At 72.9% G+C, this 21,129-nt stretch carries 20 protein-coding genes and 1 pseudogene; 6 read left to right on the top strand and 15 right to left on the bottom strand.

The features are described from left to right. Positions 1-50: 50 nt before the first annotated feature. Together ACWCPY_RS06045 and ACWCPY_RS06040 are read right to left on the bottom strand one after the other, a co-directional pair. The gene (locus ACWCPY_RS06045; protein ID WP_451263117.1) at positions 51-2,735 is read right to left on the bottom strand and encodes a beta-N-acetylglucosaminidase domain-containing protein; all 2,685 of its coding nucleotides are present in this window, start codon (positions 2,733-2,735) and stop codon (positions 51-53) included. A gap of 220 nt (positions 2,736-2,955) precedes the next feature. Then, positions 2,956-3,687, bottom strand: coding sequence for a PIG-L deacetylase family protein (locus tag ACWCPY_RS06040; RefSeq protein WP_451263116.1), 732 nt, complete (start codon positions 3,685-3,687; stop codon positions 2,956-2,958). A gap of 154 nt (positions 3,688-3,841) precedes the next feature. Between ACWCPY_RS06040 and ACWCPY_RS06035 the strand changes: the two genes are divergently transcribed. Beyond that, on the top strand, positions 3,842-5,218 hold the full coding sequence (locus tag ACWCPY_RS06035) for an MBL fold metallo-hydrolase (RefSeq protein ID WP_451263115.1): 1,377 nt from the start codon (positions 3,842-3,844) through the stop codon (positions 5,216-5,218). Further along, on the top strand, positions 5,215-5,976 hold the full coding sequence (locus tag ACWCPY_RS06030; protein WP_451263114.1) for a sulfite exporter TauE/SafE family protein: 762 nt from the start codon (positions 5,215-5,217) through the stop codon (positions 5,974-5,976). The genes ACWCPY_RS06035 and ACWCPY_RS06030 overlap by 4 nt, the downstream gene beginning before the upstream one ends. Positions 5,977-6,053: 77 nt before the next feature. On the opposite strand, the gene ACWCPY_RS06025 is transcribed toward ACWCPY_RS06030, so the two are convergent. Then, entirely contained in the window at positions 6,054-6,332 is a 279-nt protein-coding gene (locus ACWCPY_RS06025; protein WP_072487007.1) for a metal-sensitive transcriptional regulator, read from the bottom strand. Between the two features lie 100 nt (positions 6,333-6,432). Here ACWCPY_RS06025 and ACWCPY_RS06020 point away from each other — a divergent pair, with 100 nt between their 5' ends. Next, a complete protein-coding gene (locus ACWCPY_RS06020; protein ID WP_451263113.1) occupies positions 6,433-7,005 on the top strand; it encodes a rhodanese-like domain-containing protein in 573 nt (190 codons plus the stop codon). Between the two features lie 62 nt (positions 7,006-7,067). On the opposite strand, the gene ACWCPY_RS06015 is transcribed toward ACWCPY_RS06020, so the two are convergent. Continuing rightward, positions 7,068-8,363 (bottom strand): alpha/beta fold hydrolase, encoded by a 1,296-nt coding sequence (locus tag ACWCPY_RS06015; protein WP_451263112.1) that lies wholly within the window; start codon positions 8,361-8,363, stop codon positions 7,068-7,070. A gap of 106 nt (positions 8,364-8,469) precedes the next feature. Between ACWCPY_RS06015 and ACWCPY_RS06010 the strand changes: the two genes are divergently transcribed. After that, entirely contained in the window at positions 8,470-9,633 is a 1,164-nt protein-coding gene (locus ACWCPY_RS06010) for an ABC transporter ATP-binding protein (protein WP_451263111.1), read from the top strand. A gap of 59 nt (positions 9,634-9,692) precedes the next feature. Here the strand turns inward: ACWCPY_RS06010 and ACWCPY_RS06005 are convergent. After that, a pseudogene (locus ACWCPY_RS06005) lies at positions 9,693-9,849 on the bottom strand (transporter); the annotation flags it as partial. Between the two features lie 20 nt (positions 9,850-9,869). Next, the gene (locus tag ACWCPY_RS06000; protein WP_451263110.1) at positions 9,870-10,502 is read right to left on the bottom strand and encodes a LacI family DNA-binding transcriptional regulator; all 633 of its coding nucleotides are present in this window, start codon (positions 10,500-10,502) and stop codon (positions 9,870-9,872) included. Between the two features lie 148 nt (positions 10,503-10,650). Between ACWCPY_RS06000 and ACWCPY_RS05995 the strand changes: the two genes are divergently transcribed. Continuing rightward, positions 10,651-11,625 (top strand): acetylxylan esterase, encoded by a 975-nt coding sequence (locus ACWCPY_RS05995; RefSeq protein WP_451263109.1) that lies wholly within the window; start codon positions 10,651-10,653, stop codon positions 11,623-11,625. 16 nt (positions 11,626-11,641) lie between these two features. Here ACWCPY_RS05995 and ACWCPY_RS05990 read toward each other — a convergent pair whose 3' ends face one another. Genes ACWCPY_RS05990 through ACWCPY_RS05975 form a run of 4 tightly spaced genes read right to left on the bottom strand, consistent with a single transcriptional unit; the run spans position 11,642 to position 14,468 of the window. Beyond that, positions 11,642-12,592 (bottom strand): ABC transporter substrate-binding protein, encoded by a 951-nt coding sequence (locus ACWCPY_RS05990; protein ID WP_451263108.1) that lies wholly within the window; start codon positions 12,590-12,592, stop codon positions 11,642-11,644. Further along, a complete protein-coding gene (locus tag ACWCPY_RS05985; RefSeq protein ID WP_072487017.1) occupies positions 12,589-13,266 on the bottom strand; it encodes an ABC transporter permease in 678 nt (225 codons plus the stop codon). The genes ACWCPY_RS05990 and ACWCPY_RS05985 overlap by 4 nt, the downstream gene beginning before the upstream one ends. Further along, a complete protein-coding gene (locus ACWCPY_RS05980; protein WP_451263107.1) occupies positions 13,263-13,940 on the bottom strand; it encodes an ABC transporter permease in 678 nt (225 codons plus the stop codon). The genes ACWCPY_RS05985 and ACWCPY_RS05980 overlap by 4 nt, the downstream gene beginning before the upstream one ends. A 57-nt stretch (positions 13,941-13,997) precedes the next feature. Then, positions 13,998-14,468, bottom strand: a complete 471-nt coding sequence (locus ACWCPY_RS05975) for a winged helix-turn-helix transcriptional regulator (RefSeq protein WP_451263106.1) — start codon at positions 14,466-14,468, stop codon at positions 13,998-14,000. A 120-nt stretch (positions 14,469-14,588) separates the two neighbouring features. On the opposite strand from ACWCPY_RS05975, the gene ACWCPY_RS05970 reads away from it, so the two are divergent. Next, positions 14,589-15,818, top strand: a complete 1,230-nt coding sequence (locus ACWCPY_RS05970; protein WP_451263105.1) for an MFS transporter — start codon at positions 14,589-14,591, stop codon at positions 15,816-15,818. Here the strand turns inward: ACWCPY_RS05970 and ACWCPY_RS05965 are convergent. The 5 genes from ACWCPY_RS05965 to ACWCPY_RS05945 form a co-directional block, all read right to left on the bottom strand. Continuing rightward, positions 15,773-16,219: a nitroreductase family deazaflavin-dependent oxidoreductase gene (locus ACWCPY_RS05965; RefSeq protein ID WP_451263104.1), complete on the bottom strand. Its 447-nt coding sequence runs from the start codon at positions 16,217-16,219 to the stop codon at positions 15,773-15,775. The two genes, ACWCPY_RS05970 and ACWCPY_RS05965, sit on opposite strands and share 46 nt — an antisense overlap. Positions 16,220-16,363: 144 nt before the next feature. Beyond that, entirely contained in the window at positions 16,364-17,962 is a 1,599-nt protein-coding gene (locus ACWCPY_RS05960; protein WP_451263103.1) for a PucR family transcriptional regulator, read from the bottom strand. Between the two features lie 64 nt (positions 17,963-18,026). After that, positions 18,027-19,133 (bottom strand): o-succinylbenzoate synthase, encoded by a 1,107-nt coding sequence (gene menC / locus ACWCPY_RS05955; RefSeq protein ID WP_451263102.1) that lies wholly within the window; start codon positions 19,131-19,133, stop codon positions 18,027-18,029. Further along, positions 19,130-19,987, bottom strand: coding sequence for a GNAT family N-acetyltransferase (locus ACWCPY_RS05950; RefSeq protein WP_451263101.1), 858 nt, complete (start codon positions 19,985-19,987; stop codon positions 19,130-19,132). The genes menC and ACWCPY_RS05950 overlap by 4 nt, the downstream gene beginning before the upstream one ends. Continuing rightward, on the bottom strand, positions 19,984-21,129 hold the full coding sequence (locus ACWCPY_RS05945; RefSeq protein ID WP_451263100.1) for a M20 family metallopeptidase: 1,146 nt from the start codon (positions 21,127-21,129) through the stop codon (positions 19,984-19,986). The genes ACWCPY_RS05950 and ACWCPY_RS05945 overlap by 4 nt, the downstream gene beginning before the upstream one ends.

Raw genomic sequence — 21,129 nt, 5'->3', positions numbered from 1 at the left:
CCGGTCCGGCCCGAAGGGGCTTCGGGCCGGACCGGGCGCGGGTACGGACCTCAGTCCTGGCCGGCCACCACCACATCGGCGATCTGCGGTGCCGCCTGCCCGGCGCGCCAGACGAGCCGCACCGCGTCGGCCGTACGGCCCGCCGTGTCGACCCGGGTGTACGGGCCGTCGAGCGCGCCGACGGTCCGCCAGGCTCCGTCGGTCCCCCGCAGCTGGATGTCGGCGCGGCCCTCGGACCCGGCCGGCCGGAGAACGGTGACGGAGGGCACGGCCCGCGCGGCGAGGAGCCCCAGCTCCAACGCCTCCCCGGCCTCCGGGGCACGGGCCGCCCGGTAGACGGTGCCCGGGTCCCCGTCGAATGCAGCGCGCAGCGAGGATCCGGCCGCGGCGGGCGGCCCTCCGGTCACCGCGCCCTCGTCCGTCGGGATGCTGAACTCCCGCACCACCAGCCAGTTGTCCTGGCCGGCGGTCGCCCGTGCCCGCACGTAGCGTGCCTTGGTTCCGGCGGGTGCGGTCGCGGTGACGTCCGGCTTCGCGGAGAAGGCGGTGAGCTGCTGCCAGTTCTGCCCGTCGGCCGAGTACTCCAGCACCCCCTGGTGGAGGTAGTCCTCGGTGCTGCCGGGCTTGGCCATCGCGAGGGTGACGGAGCCGATGTCCCGGACCCGGCCGAGGTCCACGGTCACCGTGTCGCCCACGGCGGGCGCCCCGTCGCTCCAGAAGTAGGTGGAGTCGTCGCCGTCCAGCATCCGGGCCGCGGTGTTGCTCTGGTACGTGCCCAGGTTCGTCGAGGCCGTGGACCTGCCGCTCACGCCGAGGATCCGGTCGTGCTCGGCCTCGGCCGCGTCGACGAACCGGTCCAGGACGCCGTCACCGATGAGGACCGGCACCGCGCGTCCGTCGAGCCCGGTGTACGTGAAGGACTTCGCCGCGCTGAGCTGTGCGGGCAGCTGCTGGCGCAGCTCCCAGGCCTGGGCGCCCTTTCCGGCGCGGGCCGCCTCGACCATGCGCAGGGCGGTGCGGGCGGCGGTGGCCCAGGCCCCGGTCGCGTCCAGCCAGGGGGCGGCGTCGGCGACGAAGCCGCGGTCCGGGAGGCCGGCGCGCAGCCTGCCGGGTGCCGAGCCGAGTACGCCGAGCACGGAGGTGAGCCGGGCGGCGTCCCCGGACTTCCAGTAGCGGGCGAACTCCGCCGCGAGCTCGGGGGCCTGGTCCTTGTTGAGGGCCGAGCTGTAGTTCACGTCGGCGAAGGCCCGCAGCGCCTGCTGGGTGCGGGGGTCGTCGCCCGCGTACTCCTTCAGGCCCTCGCCCCATGAGGTGCGGGGGTCGTACGCGGCGTCGTTCCACGCGTAGTCGGCGACGGTGTACAGGGCGATCTTCGAGGCGTACGGCTGGATCATGGGGTTCGCCGTGATCCCGGCCAGCTCGCCGGGCAGCCCCTTCTCCCGCCCGCTGAACGGGCCGAGCAGCAGCCGGTTCGTCGCGTAGTCGTTGACCGGGTAGTTGTCCCAGGTCAGGATCGGATGGCCGAAGACCGTGCGGGCGGCCTGCGCCTGCGCGACGGTCATGGTCGGCGCGACGACGCCGACACCCGTCCACTCGACCAGGACATTGGGGTCGAGCTGCTCGGACAGCGCCTTCTTGTACGGGGACGCGGAGACGTTGTAGTACTCGGTCGGGACCATCTGGAGCGGCTGGGCGCCCGGGTGGGTGGCGATGAACTCCTTGTTGACCCGGTTGAGCAGATACGCCTGCGCCGCGCCCGCGGCGCCGCCGCCGGTCCCCCACTTCGCCTTGTCCTCGGCACAGTTCCAGTCGGTGTAGCTGATGTCGTCGAGCGGTACGGCGAAGGTGCGTACGCCGATGTCCCAGATCGTCTGGAACTTCTCGACCAGCGCCTTGGCGTCCGCGTCCGAGCTGTAGCAGACGGAGAGGCCGGGCGAGAGCGCGTAGGTGAACTCCACGTGCCGCTGCGCGGCCCGGTCGGCGAGCTCCTCGATCCGGCCCAGCTGGTCGGCCGGGTAGGCGTCGCGCCACTTCGCGCGGAGGTACGCGTCGTCCTTCGGCGAGTACACATAGATGTTCATCTTGTGCTCGCCGTAGTAGTCGAGCTGGTCGAGCCGGGCTTCGTGCGACCACGGAGTGCCGTAGAAGCCTTCGATGACGCCGCGCAGCGCGGTGCCGGGCCAGTCACGCACCGCGAGCCCGTCGACCCGGGCACCCGGATGCTTCACCTGCGGCAGGATCTGACGCAGTGTCTGCGCGGCGTAGTACGTGCCCGTGGTGTCCTTGCCCGCGAGAACGATGCGACCGGCGCCGACACCGAGCACATACCCCTCGGCGGGCAGCGCGGACGGGCCCTCGATCCCTTGCGCGGCGAGCGCGGCGGCATCACCGACATGGACGGTGAGCCCGCTCCGGGCGGGTCCGTCGCTGCGGACGACGCGCTGGGCGCCGGCCCGGCGCAGCGCACCCTCCACGACTTTGAGGGCGGATTCGTCGGAGGTTCCGCCCGCCACCACGGTGACGGTCGGACTGATGGTGATCCGGTCGGCCCGGGCCTTCACGGACTGCGGGGTCGGCGTGATGGCGGGGGCCGGCCGGGCGGCCGCGGCCTTCGCCGGGGTGTCGGTGCGGGCACTGCCTGCCGCCTGGGCGGACGGCACTGCGGTCAGCAGACCTCCGACGAGCAGGGTCGCCGCCGTACCGAGCGCGGTGAGACGGGGTGGGCGAGGCGTCACTAGTCCTCCATTGATCACTCAAGTCACCAGAGTCGCGCAACACAACAACACCGAATTCAACAGCGTGGCGCTTACATGTCAATGGTCTGGACAACATCAACACGCGGACCTGCGGTTTTGCCTCCAGAAGCCGTACCCGTGCGAGCACGACGCCGAACATGCAATCCCGGAATTCCGAGCCGGAACGCCGGATGGCGCCCGGACCGGCCCCGGACCGGGCTCAGCGGGTGAAGAGTTCGAACGTGACGGCCGGGCGTCCGCCGAACCGCTCCCCCTCGGCTCGCGCGTGGTCGGCCAGGAAGGTGCGGCAGTACGCCTCGGGGTCCTCGTCCGTCAGCCCCTCGATGTACGTACGGTGGGCCAGCAGCGACTTCACCGAGCGCTCCAGCCCGACCGTCGCGTCGACGGCATGGGTGGGGGCGCTCGACCCGGCGACCGCGACCCACCGCACCCCGTTCCACGGCTGGAGACCCGCCTCGGCCAGCTCCGGGAAGATCCAGCGGTTGCCCGCGTCGCCCGCGGCGTCCAGGGTGGCGCGGCCGACCGCCCGGTGGTCCGGGGTGTTCCAGGCGACGCCGCCCCAGGTGTCCCGGTGGTTGAGCGTCACGACCAGCTCGGGGCGGTGCCTGCGGATGGCCGCGGCGATGTCGCGGCGCAGCGGGAGGCCGTACTCGATCATGCCGTCGCGGTGGCCGAGGAACTCCACGGTGGACACGCCGACGACCGCGGCGCTCGCCCGCTGCTCCCGTTCACGCAGCGCAGCGGCCGCTTCCGGCGTCAGCGTGTCGATGCCGGCCTCGCCGCGGGTGGCGAGGAGGTAGAAGACCTCGCGGCCTTCGTCGGTCCACCCGGCGATCGCCGCCGCACAGCCGTACTCCAGGTCGTCGGGGTGCGCGACCACGGCGAGGGCGCGCCGCCAGTCCGTGGGCATGGGCGTGAGCTGCTCCGTCATGTCGGCAGGCTAGCGGCCCGCGCCCGGCCCCGCGTGGACACCTTCCCCGCCGTAGCGCATGTCTCACCCAGCCCGTGAATACCCCTGGGGGTATGAGTGTTAGCCTGAATGAGAGATACCCCCCGGGGTAAAGCATCAGGGAAGGAGCCGTGTCGTGTTCTTCGTCGACACCATCGAGACAGCGGGCCTCGGAAACCGCAGTTATCTGGCAGGCGGGCAGCGGTCCGCCGTGGTCGTGGACCCGCCGCGCGACATCGACCGGGTCATCACCGCTGCCGCTCTGCGCGGCGTGCGGATCGCCCTGGTGGTCGAGACGCATCTGCACAACGACTACGTGACGGGCGGCCTGGAGCTGGCGCGCGTCACCGGGGCGCGGTACCTGGTGCCCGCCGCCGCGCAGGTCGCCTTCGCCCGCGTCCCGGTCTCGGACGGTGACATCACCCCGGTCGACGACGGCCTCGCGCTCCGTGCGCTGGCCACCCCCGGGCACACCCCGCACCACACGTCCTACGTACTGACGGAAGAAGGCCGCGACGCGGCCGTCTTCACCGGCGGCTCGCTGCTGATCGGCAGTGTGGGCCGGCCCGATCTGGTGGAGCCCCGGCTCACCGCCGAACTGGCCCGCGCCCAGCACGCCTCCGCGCACCGGCTCGCCGACGAGCTCGCGGACTCCGTGCCCGTGCTGCCCACCCACGGCTTCGGCAGCTTCTGTTCGTCCTCGCAGGCCGAGGGGTCGGCCACGACGATCGGCGACGAGCGCAGGCACAACGACGCGCTGGTCAAGGACGTGGACACCTTTGTCGCGGAGCTGCTCACCGCCCTGGACGACATCCCCGCCTACTACGCGCACATGGGCCCGGCCAATGCCGCGGGACCTGCTCCCCTGGATCTGACCCCGCCCGGCCCGGCCGACGCCGAGGAGATCTCCCGGCGGCTCGCCGCGGGAGAGTGGGTGGTGGATCTGCGCAGCAGGGTCGCGTTCGCCGAGGGGCATGTCGCCGGATCGTTCAACTTCGAGGGCGACGGCGCCCTCGCGACCTATCTGGCCTGGCTGATCCCGTGGGGCAAGCCGGTCACCCTGCTGGCGAGCACCGCCGCCGGCATCGCCGATGCCCAGCGGGAACTGTCCCGCGTCGGCATGAGCCGTCCGGCCGCGGCCGCCACCGGCGGTCCCGAGGACTGGGCGGGCACGGCGACGGCGCTGCGCTCGTCGCGCAGGTCCGACTTCGCGGGCCTGGCGGCGGCCCGGGAGCGGGGCGAGGACCCGGTCGTGCTCGATGTGCGCAGGAACTCCGAACACCGCACGGGTGCGATCGCGGGGGCGGTGCACATTCCCCTGCACGAGCTGCCGAAGCGGCTCGGCGAGGTGGAGCCGGGCGTCGTGTGGGTGCACTGCGCGGGCGGGACGCGGGCGGCCATCGCCGCGTCGATGCTCGACGCGGCGGGGCGCGAGGTGGTGGCCGTGGACGACGGTTTCGGCGCTGCGGCGGAGGCCGGCCTGCCCGTCAGCACCCCTGCGCCGGCCCCGTGACCGCGCTGGTCGTGGCGCTGGCCGCCGGTGCGGTGGTCGGCCTGGCACTCGGCGGACTGGGCGGCGGCGGAAGCGTGCTCGCGGTCCCCGCACTGATCTACCTGCTCGGTTTCGATCCGGCCGCGGCCACCACCGCCGGGCTTCTCATCGTCATCGCGACATCCCTCACCGGCCTGGTCGCCCATGCCCGGGAGGGCCGGGTCCGCTGGCGTACGGGAGGGCTCTTCGCGGCAGCAGGGATCATTCCGGCCGCCGTCGCCGGAGCGCTGTCGGTGCGGGTACCGGCCGGGGTGCTGACCGCGGGGTTCGCCGTGCTCGCGCTGGTCGCCTCGGTACGGATGCTCCGCCCGAAGGGCGGCCCGTCACCGCAGGCCCCGGACGGTGCGGGCGCCCCGCCCGCCGGACGGGTCGCGCGGACCGGTGCCGGGCTCGGCGCGGTGACCGGGTTCCTCGGCGTGGGCGGCGGGTTCCTCGTGGTGCCCGCGCTGGTCACCGTGGTCGCCGTCCCGATGACCGCGGCGGTCGGCACCAGTCTGCTGGTGATCACGGTGAACTCCATGGCCGCGCTGGTCACCCGGCTCGCCACGCCCACCGCACTGGACTGGGCGACGATCGCCCCGTTCACGGCGACGGCGGTGCTGGGCGCCTGGGACGGGCAGCGGCTCGCCGCGAAGGTGTCCACGGCCGCCCTGCAACGGATCTTCGGCGCGGTGCTGCTGGCCGTGGCGGCGTTCATGCTCGTCGACGCCGTGACATGAGACGCCGGCATGAGACGCATGAGCCGCCGTGACATGAACCACGGTATCCGCGACGCCCCCGGCCGCCCGGCGCGTGCTCAGGCCAGTGAGAGAAAGAGCTTCTCCAGCCGTGCCCGCATCTGGTCGCGGTCCTCGGGCTCATGGCCGCCGTCGGCCATGCAGTGCTGCAGACCCGTCGCGATGATCGCGAAACCGGCCCGGTCGAGCGCCCGGGACACGGCCGCCATCTGCGTGATCACGTCCTCGCAGTCCCGGCCCTCCTCGATCATCCTGATGATCCCGGCGAGCTGGCCCTGCGCGCGGCGAAGGCGGTTGAGGACCGATTTCAGTTCGTCGGCCGCCATGTCCAGTTCCACAACATCCTCCTCCTGATACCCCAAGGGGTATTCTAGCCTGACCGGGGAAGGGGGGACCGCATCCCTCCCGAGCCCCGGTGAACGAAAGGAAACACTGCTCGTGACCAGCCCCGTCTCCCTCTCCCCCGCCCAGGCCGCGGCCCGACTCGCGGAGTTCACCGTGATCGATGTGCGCGCTCCCGGCGAGTACGCCTCCGGACATGTCCCCGGTGCGCTGAACATCCCGCTGGACCGCCTCTCCGAGGCCGTGCCCGCCCTGAAGTCCGCAGCGGCCCGCGGCTCGCTGCTCATGGTGTGCGCCTCCGGCGTCCGCTCCACCCGGGCCTGCGACATCCTCGCCGCCGCCGACATCGAGGCCACGACGCTCTCCGGCGGAACCTCGGCCTGGGAGGGCGAGGGCCGCGATCTCGACCACCCGGCCGGGGCGCGCACGACCTGGCCGATGGAGCGTCAGGTCCGGTTCGCCGCCGGTTCGCTCGTGGTGGCCGGTCTGCTCGCCGGGGTGCGTTTCCCCGCGGCGCGCTGGATCTCCGCCGGTGTCGGCTCCGGTCTCGTGTTCTCCGCCGTGACCAACACCTGCGGCATGGCGGCGGCCCTGTCGAGGCTTCCGTACAACCGGGCCCCCCGCTCGGCCACCAGCCTGGACGCCACGCTGCACGCCCTGCAGGGCTGACATCCGGGGTCCCGTGAGCGGGGTGGAGCCGGACGGCCGGCTCCACCCCGCTCACGGCACGGTCAGACCTCGTCCCGGACCAGGGCGAGGAGCCGGTCCAGCACCCGCTCCCCGCCCGCGCGCAGGCCGTCGTGCTCGTACTCATTGGTCACCCAGGTGCGCAGGCCCCGGATCGCCGCCGCGGTGCGCAGCGCGTGTTCCGTGTCCACGTACATGTCGTCGTGGTAGACGGCGGCCGCGACCGGCACCTGATTGGCCGCCAGGCGCCCGGTGTCGTACAGCGGCGCCCAGTCGGTGCGGGCGGCCAGCAGTTCGGCGGTCTCGCGCAGCGGGCGCAACGCCGGGTCCACCTCGAAGTGCCAGGGGTGGATGCTCTCACCGGTGAAGAGCACCGGACCGTCGCCCTTGAGCGCCCCGGCGGCGTCGAACTGCGGGAACTCGGCCCGGACCCGCTCGGCCGCCCAGCCGGTGGGCTGCTCGCCCTGGCCGTAGATCGCCTCGTGCATCAGCGCGTACAGCGGGTGCCCGGCGAACGAGGTGGCGGTCCGCACGGCCTCCTGGAAGGTGTCGGAGAGCTCGGTGCCGTGCGGTGTACGGACGAAGGCGTTCTCCAGCAGGTAGTGCAGCTGGTGGCTGCCGCTGCCGCCGCCCAGCATGATGCCGAGGGACTGGAACCCCTCGGGCGTCAGCCGGTGTCCGGCACCGTCGGTGGGGTGCTCCAGCAGATGGGCGGTGATCTCCCGGGCGCGCTCGACGTCCTGCGGGTAGCGGGCGTAGTGGGCGGCGACCTTGCGCTCGATCCGGGGGTAGGCGGCCCGGTACACGTCGTCGGCGTGCGCGTCGAGGGAGGGCAGTCCACCGGTGATGAGGACGGCCTTGAGCCCTTCGGGGGCGGCCGACAGATAGCGGACCGCGCAGAAGCCGCCGAAGGACTGGCCGAGGACCGTCCACGGTTCGCCGCCGGTCAGCTGCGGGCGGATCAGCTCGCAGTCGCGCACGATGTTGTCGGACCGGAAGTGGGCGAGGTAGTCGGCCTGCTCGCGCGGGCCGCCGCGCAGCGGCAGGGTCTGGCGGTTGGCCGGGGTGGAGAGACCCGTGCCGCGCTGGTCGAGCAGCAGTACCCGGAATTCCCGCACGGCCCGCCCCAGCCAGGCCTCCGCGCCGACGAAACGCCGGGCGCCGAAGCCGGGGCCGCCCTCCAGGTACACCAGCCAGGGCAGCTCCTCGCCGGCCCCGCCGCTCGCCACGGCCTGTCTGCCGAAGACTTCGATCTGCTCGCCGCCCGGATCGCTGTGGTCGAGCGGGACCGTGAAAAAGCGGTCGGTGAAGACGATGCCGGGCTGCCGGTAGCTGCTCACAAGGTGCTCCTGAATCAGATGTGCCACGGACAGTTCAGCACACGGCGGTGACCCGGTCGGTCGCGGCCCGTGTGCGGGGCGCCCGGGTGCCTCCTACCGTGCAGGCATGATCCGGTTCGAGCAGGTCGGCAAGGTGTATCCGGACGGCACGGCCGCGGTCGACGGTCTCTCCTTCGAAGTCGCCGAGGGGGAACTGGTCACCCTCGTCGGACCGTCCGGCTGCGGCAAGACCACCACGATGATGATGGTGAACCGGCTGATCGAGCCCTCGTCGGGCCGGATCCTCGTCGGCGGCGAGGACGTCTCCGGTGTCGACCCGGTGCAATTGCGTCGCCGGATCGGCTACGTCATCCAGCAGGTCGGCCTCTTCCCGCACCGCACCGTCCTCGACAACACCGCGACCGTGCCCGCGCTGATCGGCTGGAAACGGGCCAGGGCCCGGGAGCGGGCGGCCGAGCTGCTGGATCTGGTGGGCCTCGACCCGAAGACGTACGGCGCCCGCTACCCCGCGCAGCTCTCCGGCGGTCAGCGCCAACGGGTCGGCGTGGCCAGGGCGTTGGCCGCGGATCCGCCGGTGCTGTTGATGGACGAGCCGTTCGGCGCGGTCGACCCGGTGGTGCGCGAGCGGCTGCAGAACGAATTCCTGAGCCTCCAGGCGACGGTCCGCAAGACGGTCCTGATGGTCACCCATGACATCGAGGAGGCGGTCCGGATGGGCGACCGGATCGCGGTGTACGGGGCGGGGCGCATCGAGCAGTTCGACACCCCCGGCGCCGTGCTCGGGGCTCCCGCCACCCCGTACGTGGCACGGTTCGTCGGCGCCGACCGGGGGCTGAAGCGGCTCTCGGTGACCACGATCGAGCCTGCGGACCTGGAGAAGCCGCCGGTCGCCCGGCTGGACGAGCCGGCCGGCGCGGCGGCGGCACGGCTGGGCGGCGCGGGCGCCCGCTGGGCGGTGGTGCTGAACGCCGAGGGCGATCTGCACGGCTGGGTGGCGGCTGACGCGCTGCGGAGCGCGGGCGGGCACGGCACGGTCGGCGAACTGGCCCGCAGGATGGATGCCTGGGTGCCGGTCGGGGCCCCGCTGAAGCAGGCGTTCAGCGAGATGCTCCAGCATGACGCGGGGTGGGTCGCGGTACTGGACGGGTCCCGGTTCCTCGGCGTGCTGACCCCGGCCAAGCTCCACGAGGCGCTGCGCCGCTCGGTCGACGCGGACGCGCGGGGCGTGGGCCGGGCCGAGGTGCCCTTCGACTCGGTCGCGGACGCCTAGGGTCGCGGACTCCCGCCTCCCGGCGCGGGCGGGAGCCCCTGCACCTCTCGGGCCGCGGCGATGGCCCGGACGAGGGTGCCCGCGATGCCGGTCTCGTTCAGCAGCTTGCCGAGCCAGGAGCAGGGTGGCGATCATGGTGGCGGCGAGAGCCTGCGCGCCTTCTTGGAGGACCGTGTCCAGGACGCTGTACTCGCCGGTGAGCGGGGCGCCCGCGACGAGGACGTCCGGTTCGGGTATCACCGGTCTCCTTGAACTGCGCGTACGGGTGGTGCGGTCGGTCGGTGGTCGGCGGGCGGTGGGCCCGAGGTCGCGCCGGGCCGGAAGGTGCAGCCGACCAGGGGTTCGGTGGCCTCCTCCCCCGCGACCAGGGTGGCGAGCATGCGTACGGCGGCGGCGCCGAGCCGGGTGCGGGGGGTGTCGAAACCGGTGGGTTCGGGCCCGTCCGCCAGGTCGGCGGGCGGACTACCGAGCAGCGCCAAGGACGCCTCGCGCGGGCAGTCGGTCCCGGCCTCCGCGACGGCGCGGCGCAGGGCGCGCCAGGCAGCCCCGGTGCCGGTCTCCTCGGCGACGAACGCGGTGACGCCGTCGGCGAGCCAGCTCCGCAGCCGCTCGGGGGTGAGGTCTCGTTCCGGGTCCGCGGGACGGAAGACGGCCCCGGGACCGCCGGCCGGGCCGGCCGCCTCCAGGACCCGTCGCCGGGTCTCCTCCGAGATCGCGGGGCCCTGTCTCTTGTCCGCGAGCACCAGCGAGACCGTGGCCTGCGAGACCCCGGCGAGCCGTGCGACCTCCACCTGGCGCGGGCGGGCCGTGCGGCCTGCCGGTGCGGGTGCGCGGCCGGGCCCGGCCCGCTTCCCGGGTTCCTCCACCATGGCTCCTCACATCGATTGATGCGCATGAGAATCCGCGTGGACGAGCACTGTGAAGGCCGGCCGGGCGCCGGTCCAGAGGCCGCGCACAACTTCTTCACCGCCCCCCGTACGGTGTGATCAACCATTCCCGCGGAGAAGGCGGTCCCACATGTCCCTGTTCGATCTGCCGCTCGACCGGCTGCGCGACTACCGCAGCGGGTCGGTGGAGCCGGAGGACTTCGACGCGTTCTGGTCGAAGACGCTCGACGAGGCCCGGTCCCACGACCTCGACGCCCGTTTCGAACTGCGCTCCGGCACGGGACTGCGGACCGTCGATGTGTACGACGTGACCTTCGCGGGCTTCGGCGGTCACCCGGTCAAGGGCTGGTTCGTCGTCCCGGCGGGCACCGCACAGCCGCTGCCGGTGGTGGTCGAGTTCATCGGTTACGGCGGCGGGCGGGGGCTGGCGCACACCCATCTGCTCTGGGCGTCGGCCGGTTTCGCCCACTTCGTGATGGACACCCGCGGCCAGGGCAGCGGCTGGCTCGTCGGCGACACCCCGGACCCGGTGGGCAGCGCCCCCGCGTACCCCGGCTTCATGACCCGTGGCATCGAGGACCCCGAGTCGTACTACTACCGGCGGGTGTTCACCGACGCCGTGCGTGCGGTGGAGGCGGCGCGCTCGCACCCACTGGCCGACGCGGCGCGCACCGCGGCCATCGGCGAGAGCCAGGGCGGCGGCATCACGCTCGCCGTGGGCGGGCTGATACCCGACCTCGTGGCGATCGCGCCGGACGTCCCCTTCCTGTGCGACTTCCCCCGCGCCCTCACGGTCACCGACCGGACCCCGTACCGCGAGGTGGGCAACTACCTCAAGACGCACCGCGGCCGGGCCGAGCGGGCACGGGCCACGCTGTCCTACTTCGACGGGGTGCACTTCGCCGCACGCGGGCGTGCGCCGGCGCTGTTCTCGACCGCCCTGGAGGACATGACCTGCCCGCCCTCGACCGTCTTCGCCGCCTTCAACGCCTACGCGCACCAGGACAAGACCATCGAGGTGTACGACTTCAACGACCACGAGGGCGGCGGACCGTTCCAGCAGGCCGTGCAGCTGGACTGGCTGCCCGGGAAGCTGACGGCCTGACTGTGCGAGGCGGCGGTCAGCCGCGCGGGACGAGGTTCTTCGACTCCAGATAATTGCGCGCGACGTCCTCGGGCAGCCGCCGCCAGCTGTCGACCTGCTCGTCGAGCCGGGCCAGGTCGGCGGTGGTCAGCACGGTGTTGAGCCTGCCCAGCGCGTTGCGTACGCCGACGCTGCCGGCCCGGGACCGGTTGACGACGGGGACGAGGTAGTCGGCGTTCTGGAGGTGCTTGTCGTCGGCGAGCAGGACGAGGCCGAAGCTGTCGAGCGTGGCATCGGTCGTGGTGGTCAGCACCATCTGGTCCTGCCCCCTCTGGACAGCCTGTTTGGCCTGGGTGGTACCGACGCCCTTGGGATCCACGGCGGTGACGCGGATGCCGTACGTCTTCTTCAGGCCGGGTGCGCAGTAGGGGCGCTGCACGCATTCGTCACCGGCCGCCAGCCGTACGGGCAGGCCGGACCTGCCGAGGTCGCTGAGGGTCCGGAGGTGATGCCCGGCGGCGTACGGGGCGGCGACGGCGAAGGCGTTCTGGTCGACGGCGCGCCCGGGGTCGAGGACGGTGAGGCCGCGGGGCGCGGCCAGCGCGCGCAGGGCCTTCATGGTGGCGGCGAGGTCGGGTGAACCGGCCGGGGCGGCGTCGGCGCCGTTCTCCTTGGCGTTCAGCCAGTCGGCGAAGGTGGCGGCGTACTCCGGCACGACGTCGATCTGGCCGCTCTCCAGCGCCGGTTCGTAGATCTCCCGGTTGGTGACCGAGATGATCTTCGTGGAGTAGCCGGCCCGGTCCAGCAGCAGCGCGTACATCTGGGCGAGCAGATCGCTCTCGGTGAAGCCCGCGGAGCCGATGGTGAGGTGTTCGCTGTCGCCGGGCGGTGCGGTGACCTCGCCCCGCTTCTCCAGGGAGGGGCCGGTGACGCACGCGGCCGCCACGAGCAGCACCAGCAGTGCGGGGACGACGGTCCACGGCCTCATCCGGATCCCCCGCCGCGGAACCGGCCGGGCACGAGCAGCCGGCCCGCCTCGAAGAGTCCTTCGACGATCAGCGCGAAGACCGCGACGAGGACAGCCCCGGCGACCACCTGGGCTGTGGAGGCGAGGTTGAAGCCCGCGGTGATGATGCGGCCGAGGCCCCCGCCGCCCGCCAGCGCCGCGAGGGTGGCGGTGGCGACGAGCTGGACGGCGGCGATCCGTACCCCGGTGAGGATCAGCGGGAGCGCGAGCGGCACCTCGACGCCCAGCATCAGCTGTCTGCCTGTCATGCCCATTCCCCTGGCGGCGCGCACGACGTCCCGGTCGACCTCCCGCATGCCGACGTAGGCGTTGGTGAGCAGCGGCGGTACGGCGAAGAGCACGAGGGCGATGACGGTCGGCCACTCGCCGTGCCCCCCGATCGGGGTGAGGAGCAGCAGCACCAGTACGGCGAAGGTGGGCACGGCCCGGCCGATGTTGGAGATGTTGACGGCGAGTGCGCCGCCCTTGCCGAGATGACCGAGGACCACCGCGACGGGCAGTGCGATCAGGCAGCTGATCAGCAGGCAGACGACGGTGAGGAACAGATGCTGGCCCAGCCGCTGCCGGATGCCGCCGTCACCGGACCAGTTCGCGGAGGTGGTGAGCCAGGACCAGGCGTCGGCGAGGGTGTTCACGGCTGTCTCCGGGTCCATGGGGTCAGCAGTCGCTGGGCGAGCAGGAGCAGCAGGTCGGCGGCGACGGCGATGACGACGCAGAGGACGGAGGCGGTGAGCACCTGGGCCTTGAAGTAGGTGTTCATCCCGGCGTAGATGAGGTTGCCGAGTCCGCCGTAGCCGACGATCGCGCCGACCGTGACCAGGGAGACCGCGGAGACCGTCGCGATCCGCAGTCCGGCCATGGCGGCGGGCAGCGCGAGGGGCAGCTCCACGGCGAGCAGCAGCCGCAGGGGCCCGTACCCCATGCCGCGCGCCGCCTGCCGGGTCTCCTCGGGCACCGCGCGCAGTCCGGCCAGGATGTTCCGGACGAGGAGGGTGAGCGAGTACAGCACGAGACCGGCGACGACGAGCGAGGCGGAGAGCCCGTACACCGGCAGCAGCAGCGAGAACATGGCGAGCGACGGCACGGTGTAGAGGACGGTCGTCACGGCGAGCACCGGGCCCGCCGCCCAGCGCCGGTGCCGCGCCGCGAGGGCGAGCGGAACGGCGAGGGCCAGGCCGATGAGCACGGAGACCGCGGTGAGCTGGAGGTGCTGCACGACGGCGTCCCAGAGGATCTCACGGCGACTGGAGAGATAGGCCCCACAGAGCCACTCGTTGCGCGCTAGGCAGTCGTCCGGGGGCGCGGTCACCCGTCCATTGGAGCGCGGGAGGCCGGGTGGACGCGCGTCGTGATCGCCCGTCCGGGGCTACGCCGCCCCCGGCGCTCCGGGCCGCTCCACCTTCCGCACGGTGACGTCGTCCGGTCCGAGCGGCCGCCCGTCGTCCGCGTGGACCTCCAGCGCTCTGGGCGCACGGCCGTGGCGCAGGTCGACCATCTCCGAGTGCGGTTCACCGGGCTCGAAGTAGTGGCCCTCGCCCCACTGTCTCAGCGCCACGATGACCGGGAAGAGGTCCCTGCCCCTGGCCGTCAGCACGTACTCGTGGCGGGCGCCGCCGTCCGCCGCCGGAACCATGTCGAGAATCCCGCCCCCGACCAGCTCGCGCAACCGCGCCGAGAGGATGTTCTTCGCGACGCCCAGGCTGCGCTGGAACTCCCCGAAGCGGCGGCTGCCGTCGAACGCGTCACGGACGATCAGCAGCGACCACCAGTCGCCGATCGCGTCGACCGAGCGGGCCACCGGGCAGTCGCTGTCGTCGAGACGCGTCCGCTTCACCATGCCGTTCCCCTTCACCTCATCGGTTGCAACATGCTACCAGCTGGCGCTAACGTCCATTCGGTAGCAACTTGCAACCGAATCGATCGAGAGGCACCCGTGACCGACGACGAGACAACGACCATGACCTCGGACACGAGCGGCGGGACACCACCGTCCGCCCTGTCCGGACGCACCACCGCGCTCTTCGCGGTCGCCTCCGGAGCGGCGGTGGCCAACGTCTACTTCGCGCAGCCCCTCCTGGTCACCCTGAGCCAGGACTTCCGGATCGGTGCGGCCGCCATCGGCATCGTCGTGACCCTCACCCAGATCGGCTACGGCCTCGGCCTGTTCCTGCTGGTGCCGCTGGGCGATCTGGTCGACCGGCGGACCCTCGTCGTGGCCCAGCTGGCGCTGCTCGCGGCAGCGCTCGTAGCCGTCGGTACGGCTGCCACCGCACCGGTCCTGCTCACGGCCCTGGCCGCCGTGGGCTTCCTCGCCGTGGTGACCCAGACGCTCGTGGCCTTCGCGGCGTCGCTGTCCGCCCCGGACCGGCGTGGCCGCGCGGTCGGCCTGGTCACCAGCGGAATCGTCATCGGGATCCTGCTCGCCCGCACGGTCTCCGGCGTGCTGGCCGACCTCGCGGGCTGGCGAACGGTCTACCTCGCCTCGGCCGCACTGACCCTCGCGCTCACCCTGGCCCTGTACCGCGTACTGCCGCGCCGGTCGACACCCCCGGTCTCCATGCGGTACGTACGACTGCTGCGTTCGACGCTCACGTTGTTCGCCGAGGAACGCGTGCTGCGGGTCCGCGCCCTGCTCGCCCTGCTCGTCTTCGCCGCGTTCAGCACCCTGTGGAGCTGCGTCGCACTCCCGCTGAGCGAACCCCCGCTCTCGTTGTCGCACACCGCGATCGGGGCGTTCGGCCTCGTGGGAGCCGCGGGCGCGCTGGCGGCCGCGCCGGCCGGACGCCTGCACGACCGGGGTCTTTCCGGGTGGACGACCGGCACCGCGCTGGTCCTGCTGACCGTGTCATGGCTCCCGCTCGCCCTCACCCGGCAGTCGCTGTGGGCACTGGCGATCGGCGCGGTCGTTCTCGATCTGGCCGTGCAGGCCGTCCACGTCACCAATCAGAGCCTGATCTACGCGGTCCGTCCCGATGCCGGAAGCCGCCTGATCGGGGGGTACATGGTCTTCTACTCGGTCGGCAGCGCCACAGGAGCCCTCGCCTCGACGGCCGTCCACGCGATGGCCGGCTGGGGCGCGGTGTGCCTGCTCGGCGCCGCGATCAGCGCGCTCGCGCTCCTCGTGTGGGCGGTGGACAGCCGTCAGTGCGCCGCGGCCGCCGGTTCGAGGACGAAGACCGGGATCTGACGGTCGGTCTTGCGTTGGTAGTCGGCGTAGTCGGGGAACGCCTCGACCGCCCGCTGCCACCACAGGGCCTTCTCCTCGCCCGTGGCCTCACGGGCGTTCATGTCCCGGCGGTCCGGGCCGTCCTGGAGTTCCACCCGGGGGTCGGCCACGATGTTGTGGTACCAGACGGGGTGCTTGGGGGCGCCGCCCTGCGAGGCGACGACGGCGTACGCGCCGTCGTGCTCGACCCGCATCAGCGGGGTCTTGCGGATCTTTCCGCTCTTGGCCCCGCGAGTGGTGAGGATGATGACGGGCATGCCCCTCATCATGGTCCCCTCCGTCCCTCCGGAGCTCTCGAACAGCTCGACCTGATCGCGGACCCACTGCTGGGGGCTCGGCTCGTACTCTCCCTGGAGAGGCATGGAATCTGTCCCATCGTCGACGTTCGGACACGCGGGCGTGCGCCTGCGGACACCCGCGTGTCCCGCTGCTGCGGCAACTCTCGCACCATTCCGGCCGGAAGGCGCCCGATACGGGCCCGCGTGCCGCGGCGACGAGGTGGCGTCTCAGGGGTGCGGCGGACGCAGCCGCAGTTGCAGCATGGCCTCGAACCGTGCCTCCGGGTCGTTGAGATCGATGCCCGCGACCACGGCCAGCCGCTTGAGCCGGTAGCGGAAGGTGTTGGGGTGGATGTGCACGGCGGCTGCGGCGGCGGCCACGTCGCCGAAGGTGCTCAGCCAGGCGTCCAGGGTGTCCGTGAGCGCCGTGTTGTGCCGGGCGTCGTAGGCGCGCAGCCGTACGACGGGACCGTCCGGCAGATCGTCCTCGGCGGCCATCCGGTCCGTCAGCTCCTCCAGCAGCGAGGCGGCGTAGACGTCCGACAGCCGGGCCGCCCTGCGCTGGGTACGGCCGGAGCAGAGGACCCGCAGCGCACGGTCCGCGTCGGCGCGCGAGCGGCGCAGCTCCACGGGGCGGGCGGCGAGCCGGCCGATCCCTATGACGGCGGGCACCCGGGCCCCGATGCGGCCGATGAACGCCTCGGCCACCCGCAGCCCCTGTTCGTCCGAACCGGCCGGCAGGACCGCGTAGGTGACCGGGCCGAGCGTGGCGGCGGCGGTACGGGGGTGGATCGCGGCCAGGTGCAGGGTGAGCGCCTCGGCCACGCGGTGGCCCGCGGCCACCCGGTCGGGTGCGTACGGCTCGCCGGTCACCGCGAGCGCCAGCACGCAGGCGGGCTGCGCGGCCAGGCCGAGCCGCACGGCGGCCTGCGGTGCGTGCGTACCGCCCTCCAGGACCGTCGCGAGCAGATCCGCGCGCAGCCGGCGTTCGGCGTCCTCGCCCGTGCGGCGGCGCAGCAGGTGCAGGGCCGCCACCTTCGCCGCCTCCTGGAGGGCCTGCGTCCGGTCCGCGCTCAGCGGTCCGTCGACCACGACCCAGATCGAGCCCAGGATCTCGCCGCCCGCGCGGACGGCGATCGCGACCCGGGGCTTGTCCGAGATGCCGTCGACGTAGACGGGCTCCTCCGTCCGGTAGAGGGCCTGGAAGGCGCCGCGTGCCTCCAGGGCGCGCAGCTTCTCGGCGGGCACCTGACGGTCGAGGACGGTCGCGATCCGGTCGTTGTCGCCCTCGTCCTGCCGGCTGGAGAAGGCCAGCACCCGCCCGCTCCGGTCCTCCACGGTGACCGGGCCGTCCAGCAGCCCGGCCGTCGCGTTGGCCAGGGCGAACAGGTCCCCGGCGAGCGGCTCGGCACCGTCGGCCTCGTCGGGGCCTCCCACCGTGCCCAGTTCGTCGACCGCGAGCAGCGACCGCAGCAGCGCGGCCACCTGGGCCCAGGACGCGCCGGGCGTCAGGCCGAGCACGGTCAGGCCGGTGCGGGCGGCCGCCTCGGACACGGGTCCGTCCACCGGGACCGGGGAGCGGACCACCACGGCCGCCGCGCCGAGCCCGGCGGCCGTGTCGACCAGGGCGGCGACCGGCCCGGCGCCGTACACACCGACGCCGAGCACCACCGCTCCGGGCAGCCGCGCCGGTTCGTCCAGGGGGTCCTGGATCAGCACCCCGCTGACGGTGCGGGCCGGGTCGGCCTCCCCGGCCACCACTTCGATCAATGTCGACCCGAGATCGTTGAGGATCCGGCCGAGCACGGCCCGTGGCTGCTCCGTCATCTTCACAAGGTAGTTGGTCGGAGTCCGTGGACGGCGGGGGCGGCCGGCCGGGGGCCGGGGCCGGTCATCGGCCGATCCATTCCGTCGACGCGGTCACCTCGGCCAGTTGTCCGGGGACCGGGGAGATTCCGAGGCCGGGTCCTCGCGGCACGTCGAGATGGCCGTCCCGCAGCACGAAAGGCTCGGTGATGTCGGTCCGGTAGTACCGGTCGGACGCCGAGGTGTCGCCGGGCAGGGTGAAGCCGGGCAGTGCGGCGAGGGCGACGTTGGCGGCCCGGCCGAGGCCGGTCTCCAGCATTCCTCCGCACCAGACGGGGACTCCGTTCGCGGCACACACGTCGTGGATCCGCCGGGCCTCCAGATAGCCGCCGACCCGCCCCGGCTTGATGTTGACGACCGAGCACGCGCCCATCGCGATGGCGTCGGCCGCCGAACGGGCGGACACGATCGACTCGTCCAGGCAGACCGGGGTACGGAGCTGCCGGGCGAGTTCCGCGTGGCCCCTGATGTCCTCCTCGTCCAGGGGCTGTTCGATCAGCAGCAGCCCGTACGGGTCGAGCCGGGCCAGTTGTGCGGCGTCGGCGAGGGTGTAGGCGGTGTTGGCGTCCACCTGGAGCAGTACGTCGTCGCCGAAGCGTTCGCGGACGGCGCGCACGGGGGCCACGTCCCAGCCGGGCTCGATCTTCAGCTTGATCCGCAGATAGCCTTCGGAGAGGTAGCCGTCGACGGCGTCGAGCAGCGCCGGGACCGAATCCATGATGCCGACCGACACCCCGGCCGGCACCCGTTCGGCCGTCGCGCCCAGCCACTGGCCCATCGACAGGCCGTGGGAGCGCAGCCAGGCGTCGAGGACCGCGGTCTCCAGGGCGGCCTTGGCCATCCGGTGGCCCTTGAACGCGGCCAGTGCCGGGGCGACCGCCCAGGGGTCGAGTTCCGGCAGGGCGGTGAGCGCGGGGACGAGGTAGCTGCGCAGCATGTCCGCGGCGCCCGCGGTGTACTCCGAGGAGTACAGCGGATCGGCCATGGTGACGCATTCGCCGTAACCCTCGTGGTCCTCGGTCTCGACCCTGACCAGCAGGATCTCCCGGGTGGTCATCGTGGCGAACGAGGTCCGGAACGGTGCGACCAGCGGCATCGCGATCCGGCGCAGTTCCACACCGACGAGTTTCATGGCTGACTCTCCTGATTTTTGTCGATCACGTACCAGCCGTCCCGGGTGAATCCGGTGACGGTGTGCCCCTCGGCCATCAGGCCGCCGAGTACCTCGCGCAGCGCGTACCGCCATTCGCGGGCCAGGGGCGGGTCGGTCCGGCGCAGCTCCTCGGCCTCGGCGGGGATCCGGACCAGGACGGTGTCGCCGTCCTGCCGCCCGACGACGGGGCTGCCGTCGGGTTTGGCGTCCAGTCCGACCACGGCGCGGGCACCCGCGCCGTCGACGGTGACGATGCGGGGTGTGCCCGCCGCGGATCCGACGGCGTGCTCGCCGGTCAGCTCCCAGCGCACCATCAGCCGGTCCGTCTCGGTCCCGGCGTTGACCTCGTCGTGCATGGCTCCGTAGAAGTCGGCGAGGTACTCGCTGGGTGAAGCGCCCAGTTTGGCCAGGTTGAAGTAGGCGTTGCGGCTGATCAGCGGGTCGAAGGTCCAGGTGATGGTGGTGATGGAGCGGTCCAGGGCCCAGGCGCGCTGATGCTGTTTGACCGCGAAGCCGACGTTGCGGCCCCGGACGCTGTCGTCCACCCCGGCGATGTGCGAGTGGAGTCCGGCGCTGGCCAGGAAGCCGAGGCAGAATCCGATCATCCGGCCGCCCCGGCCGACCCCGACGACATAGCTGCCGGAGTGGGCGAAGACCCGCAGCAATTCCGGGGTGATCAGCGGGTTTCCGGGGTCGGGGCGCCAGATCCGGTCCAGTACCCGACAGGCCTCGTGCATCTCGTCCAGGCCGTGCAGCTCTGAGATGGTGACGCCCGCGCGCTCGGCGGCCAGGTCCGCGGCGGCCGTCGCGGCGGCCGCCTGCGCGGCGTTCACGGCCCCACCTTGCCGGGGCCGGCCGGTGACTTGCGCAGCAGCGAGGCCACCAGGGAGGCCACCAGTGCGGCGCGGCGGGGCAGTTCGGCGACGATCACGTGCTCGTCGTCGGCGTGTGCCCCGCCGCCCACCGCCCCCAGGCCGTCGAGCGTGGGCGTGCCCGCTCCGGCGGTGAGGTTGCCGTCGGAGCCCCCGCCGACCGCCACGCCGCGCAGGGTGCCGAAGCCCAGCTCCGCGTAGTGGTCGCGGGCGAGTCCGAACAGTTCGGCCGAGGCGGTCGCGGGCAGCGGCGGCCGGTCCGGCCCGCCGGAGAATGTCAGCGAGGCGCCGTCGAGCACCGGCCGGAGGGCGTGCACGGCACGGTCCACCCGGTCCTGCTCCGCGGGCGTCGCCACGCGTACGTCGACCATCAGCCGGGCCGCGTCGGGCACCGTGTTGCGCGTGGTGCCCGAGGAGGCCACGGTCGGTGTCACGGTGGTGCCGGCCGCAGGGTCGGCGAGGGCGGACAACGCGAGGACCTGATGCGCCAGTTCGGTGGTCGTGTTGACGCCCTTGTGGGGCTCCAGACCGGCGTGCGCGGCGCGTCCGGCGATGGTCAGCCCGTAGCCGGACATCCCCTTGCGCTCGGTCTTCAGCGCGCCGCCCTCGCTCGCCTCCAGCACGAGCACGGCCCGGGTACGGCGGGCCTCGGCCTCGATCAGAGCGCGCGAGGTGGGAGCGCCGATCTCCTCGTCTCCGGTCAGCAGCACCGAGACCCCGTCCAGGTCGTCCAGGACCGACAGGGCGTGGAACAGCTGCGCCACACCGGCCTTCATGTCGAAGCAGCCGGGGCCCGTGAGCCGGCCCCCGGCGACCTCGAAGGGGTGGCCGGCCAGGGAACCCACCGGCCAGACCGTGTCGAAGTGGCCGAGCAGCAGCACCCGGTCGCCGGAGCCGAAGCGCCAGCGCAGGACGGGCCGTCCCGAACCGTCGATCCACTCGGGCGCCGCGCCGGTCAGCCGGGTGCCGATCCCGGCGGCGACGCGGGCGCACCCGGTGACCGCGGCCAGGTCCTCGCTGGGCGACTCGGTGCGGACCAGCTCCTCGATGTCGGCCAGCAGGCCCGGCAGCCCGGCCTCCAGGGCGGAGACGATCGCGGTCAC

This window comes from Streptomyces sp. NPDC002403, from assembly GCF_053593015.1.
The sequence above is the reverse complement of the archived record's forward strand: the minus strand, read 5'-3'. Positions and strand labels throughout refer to the sequence as shown.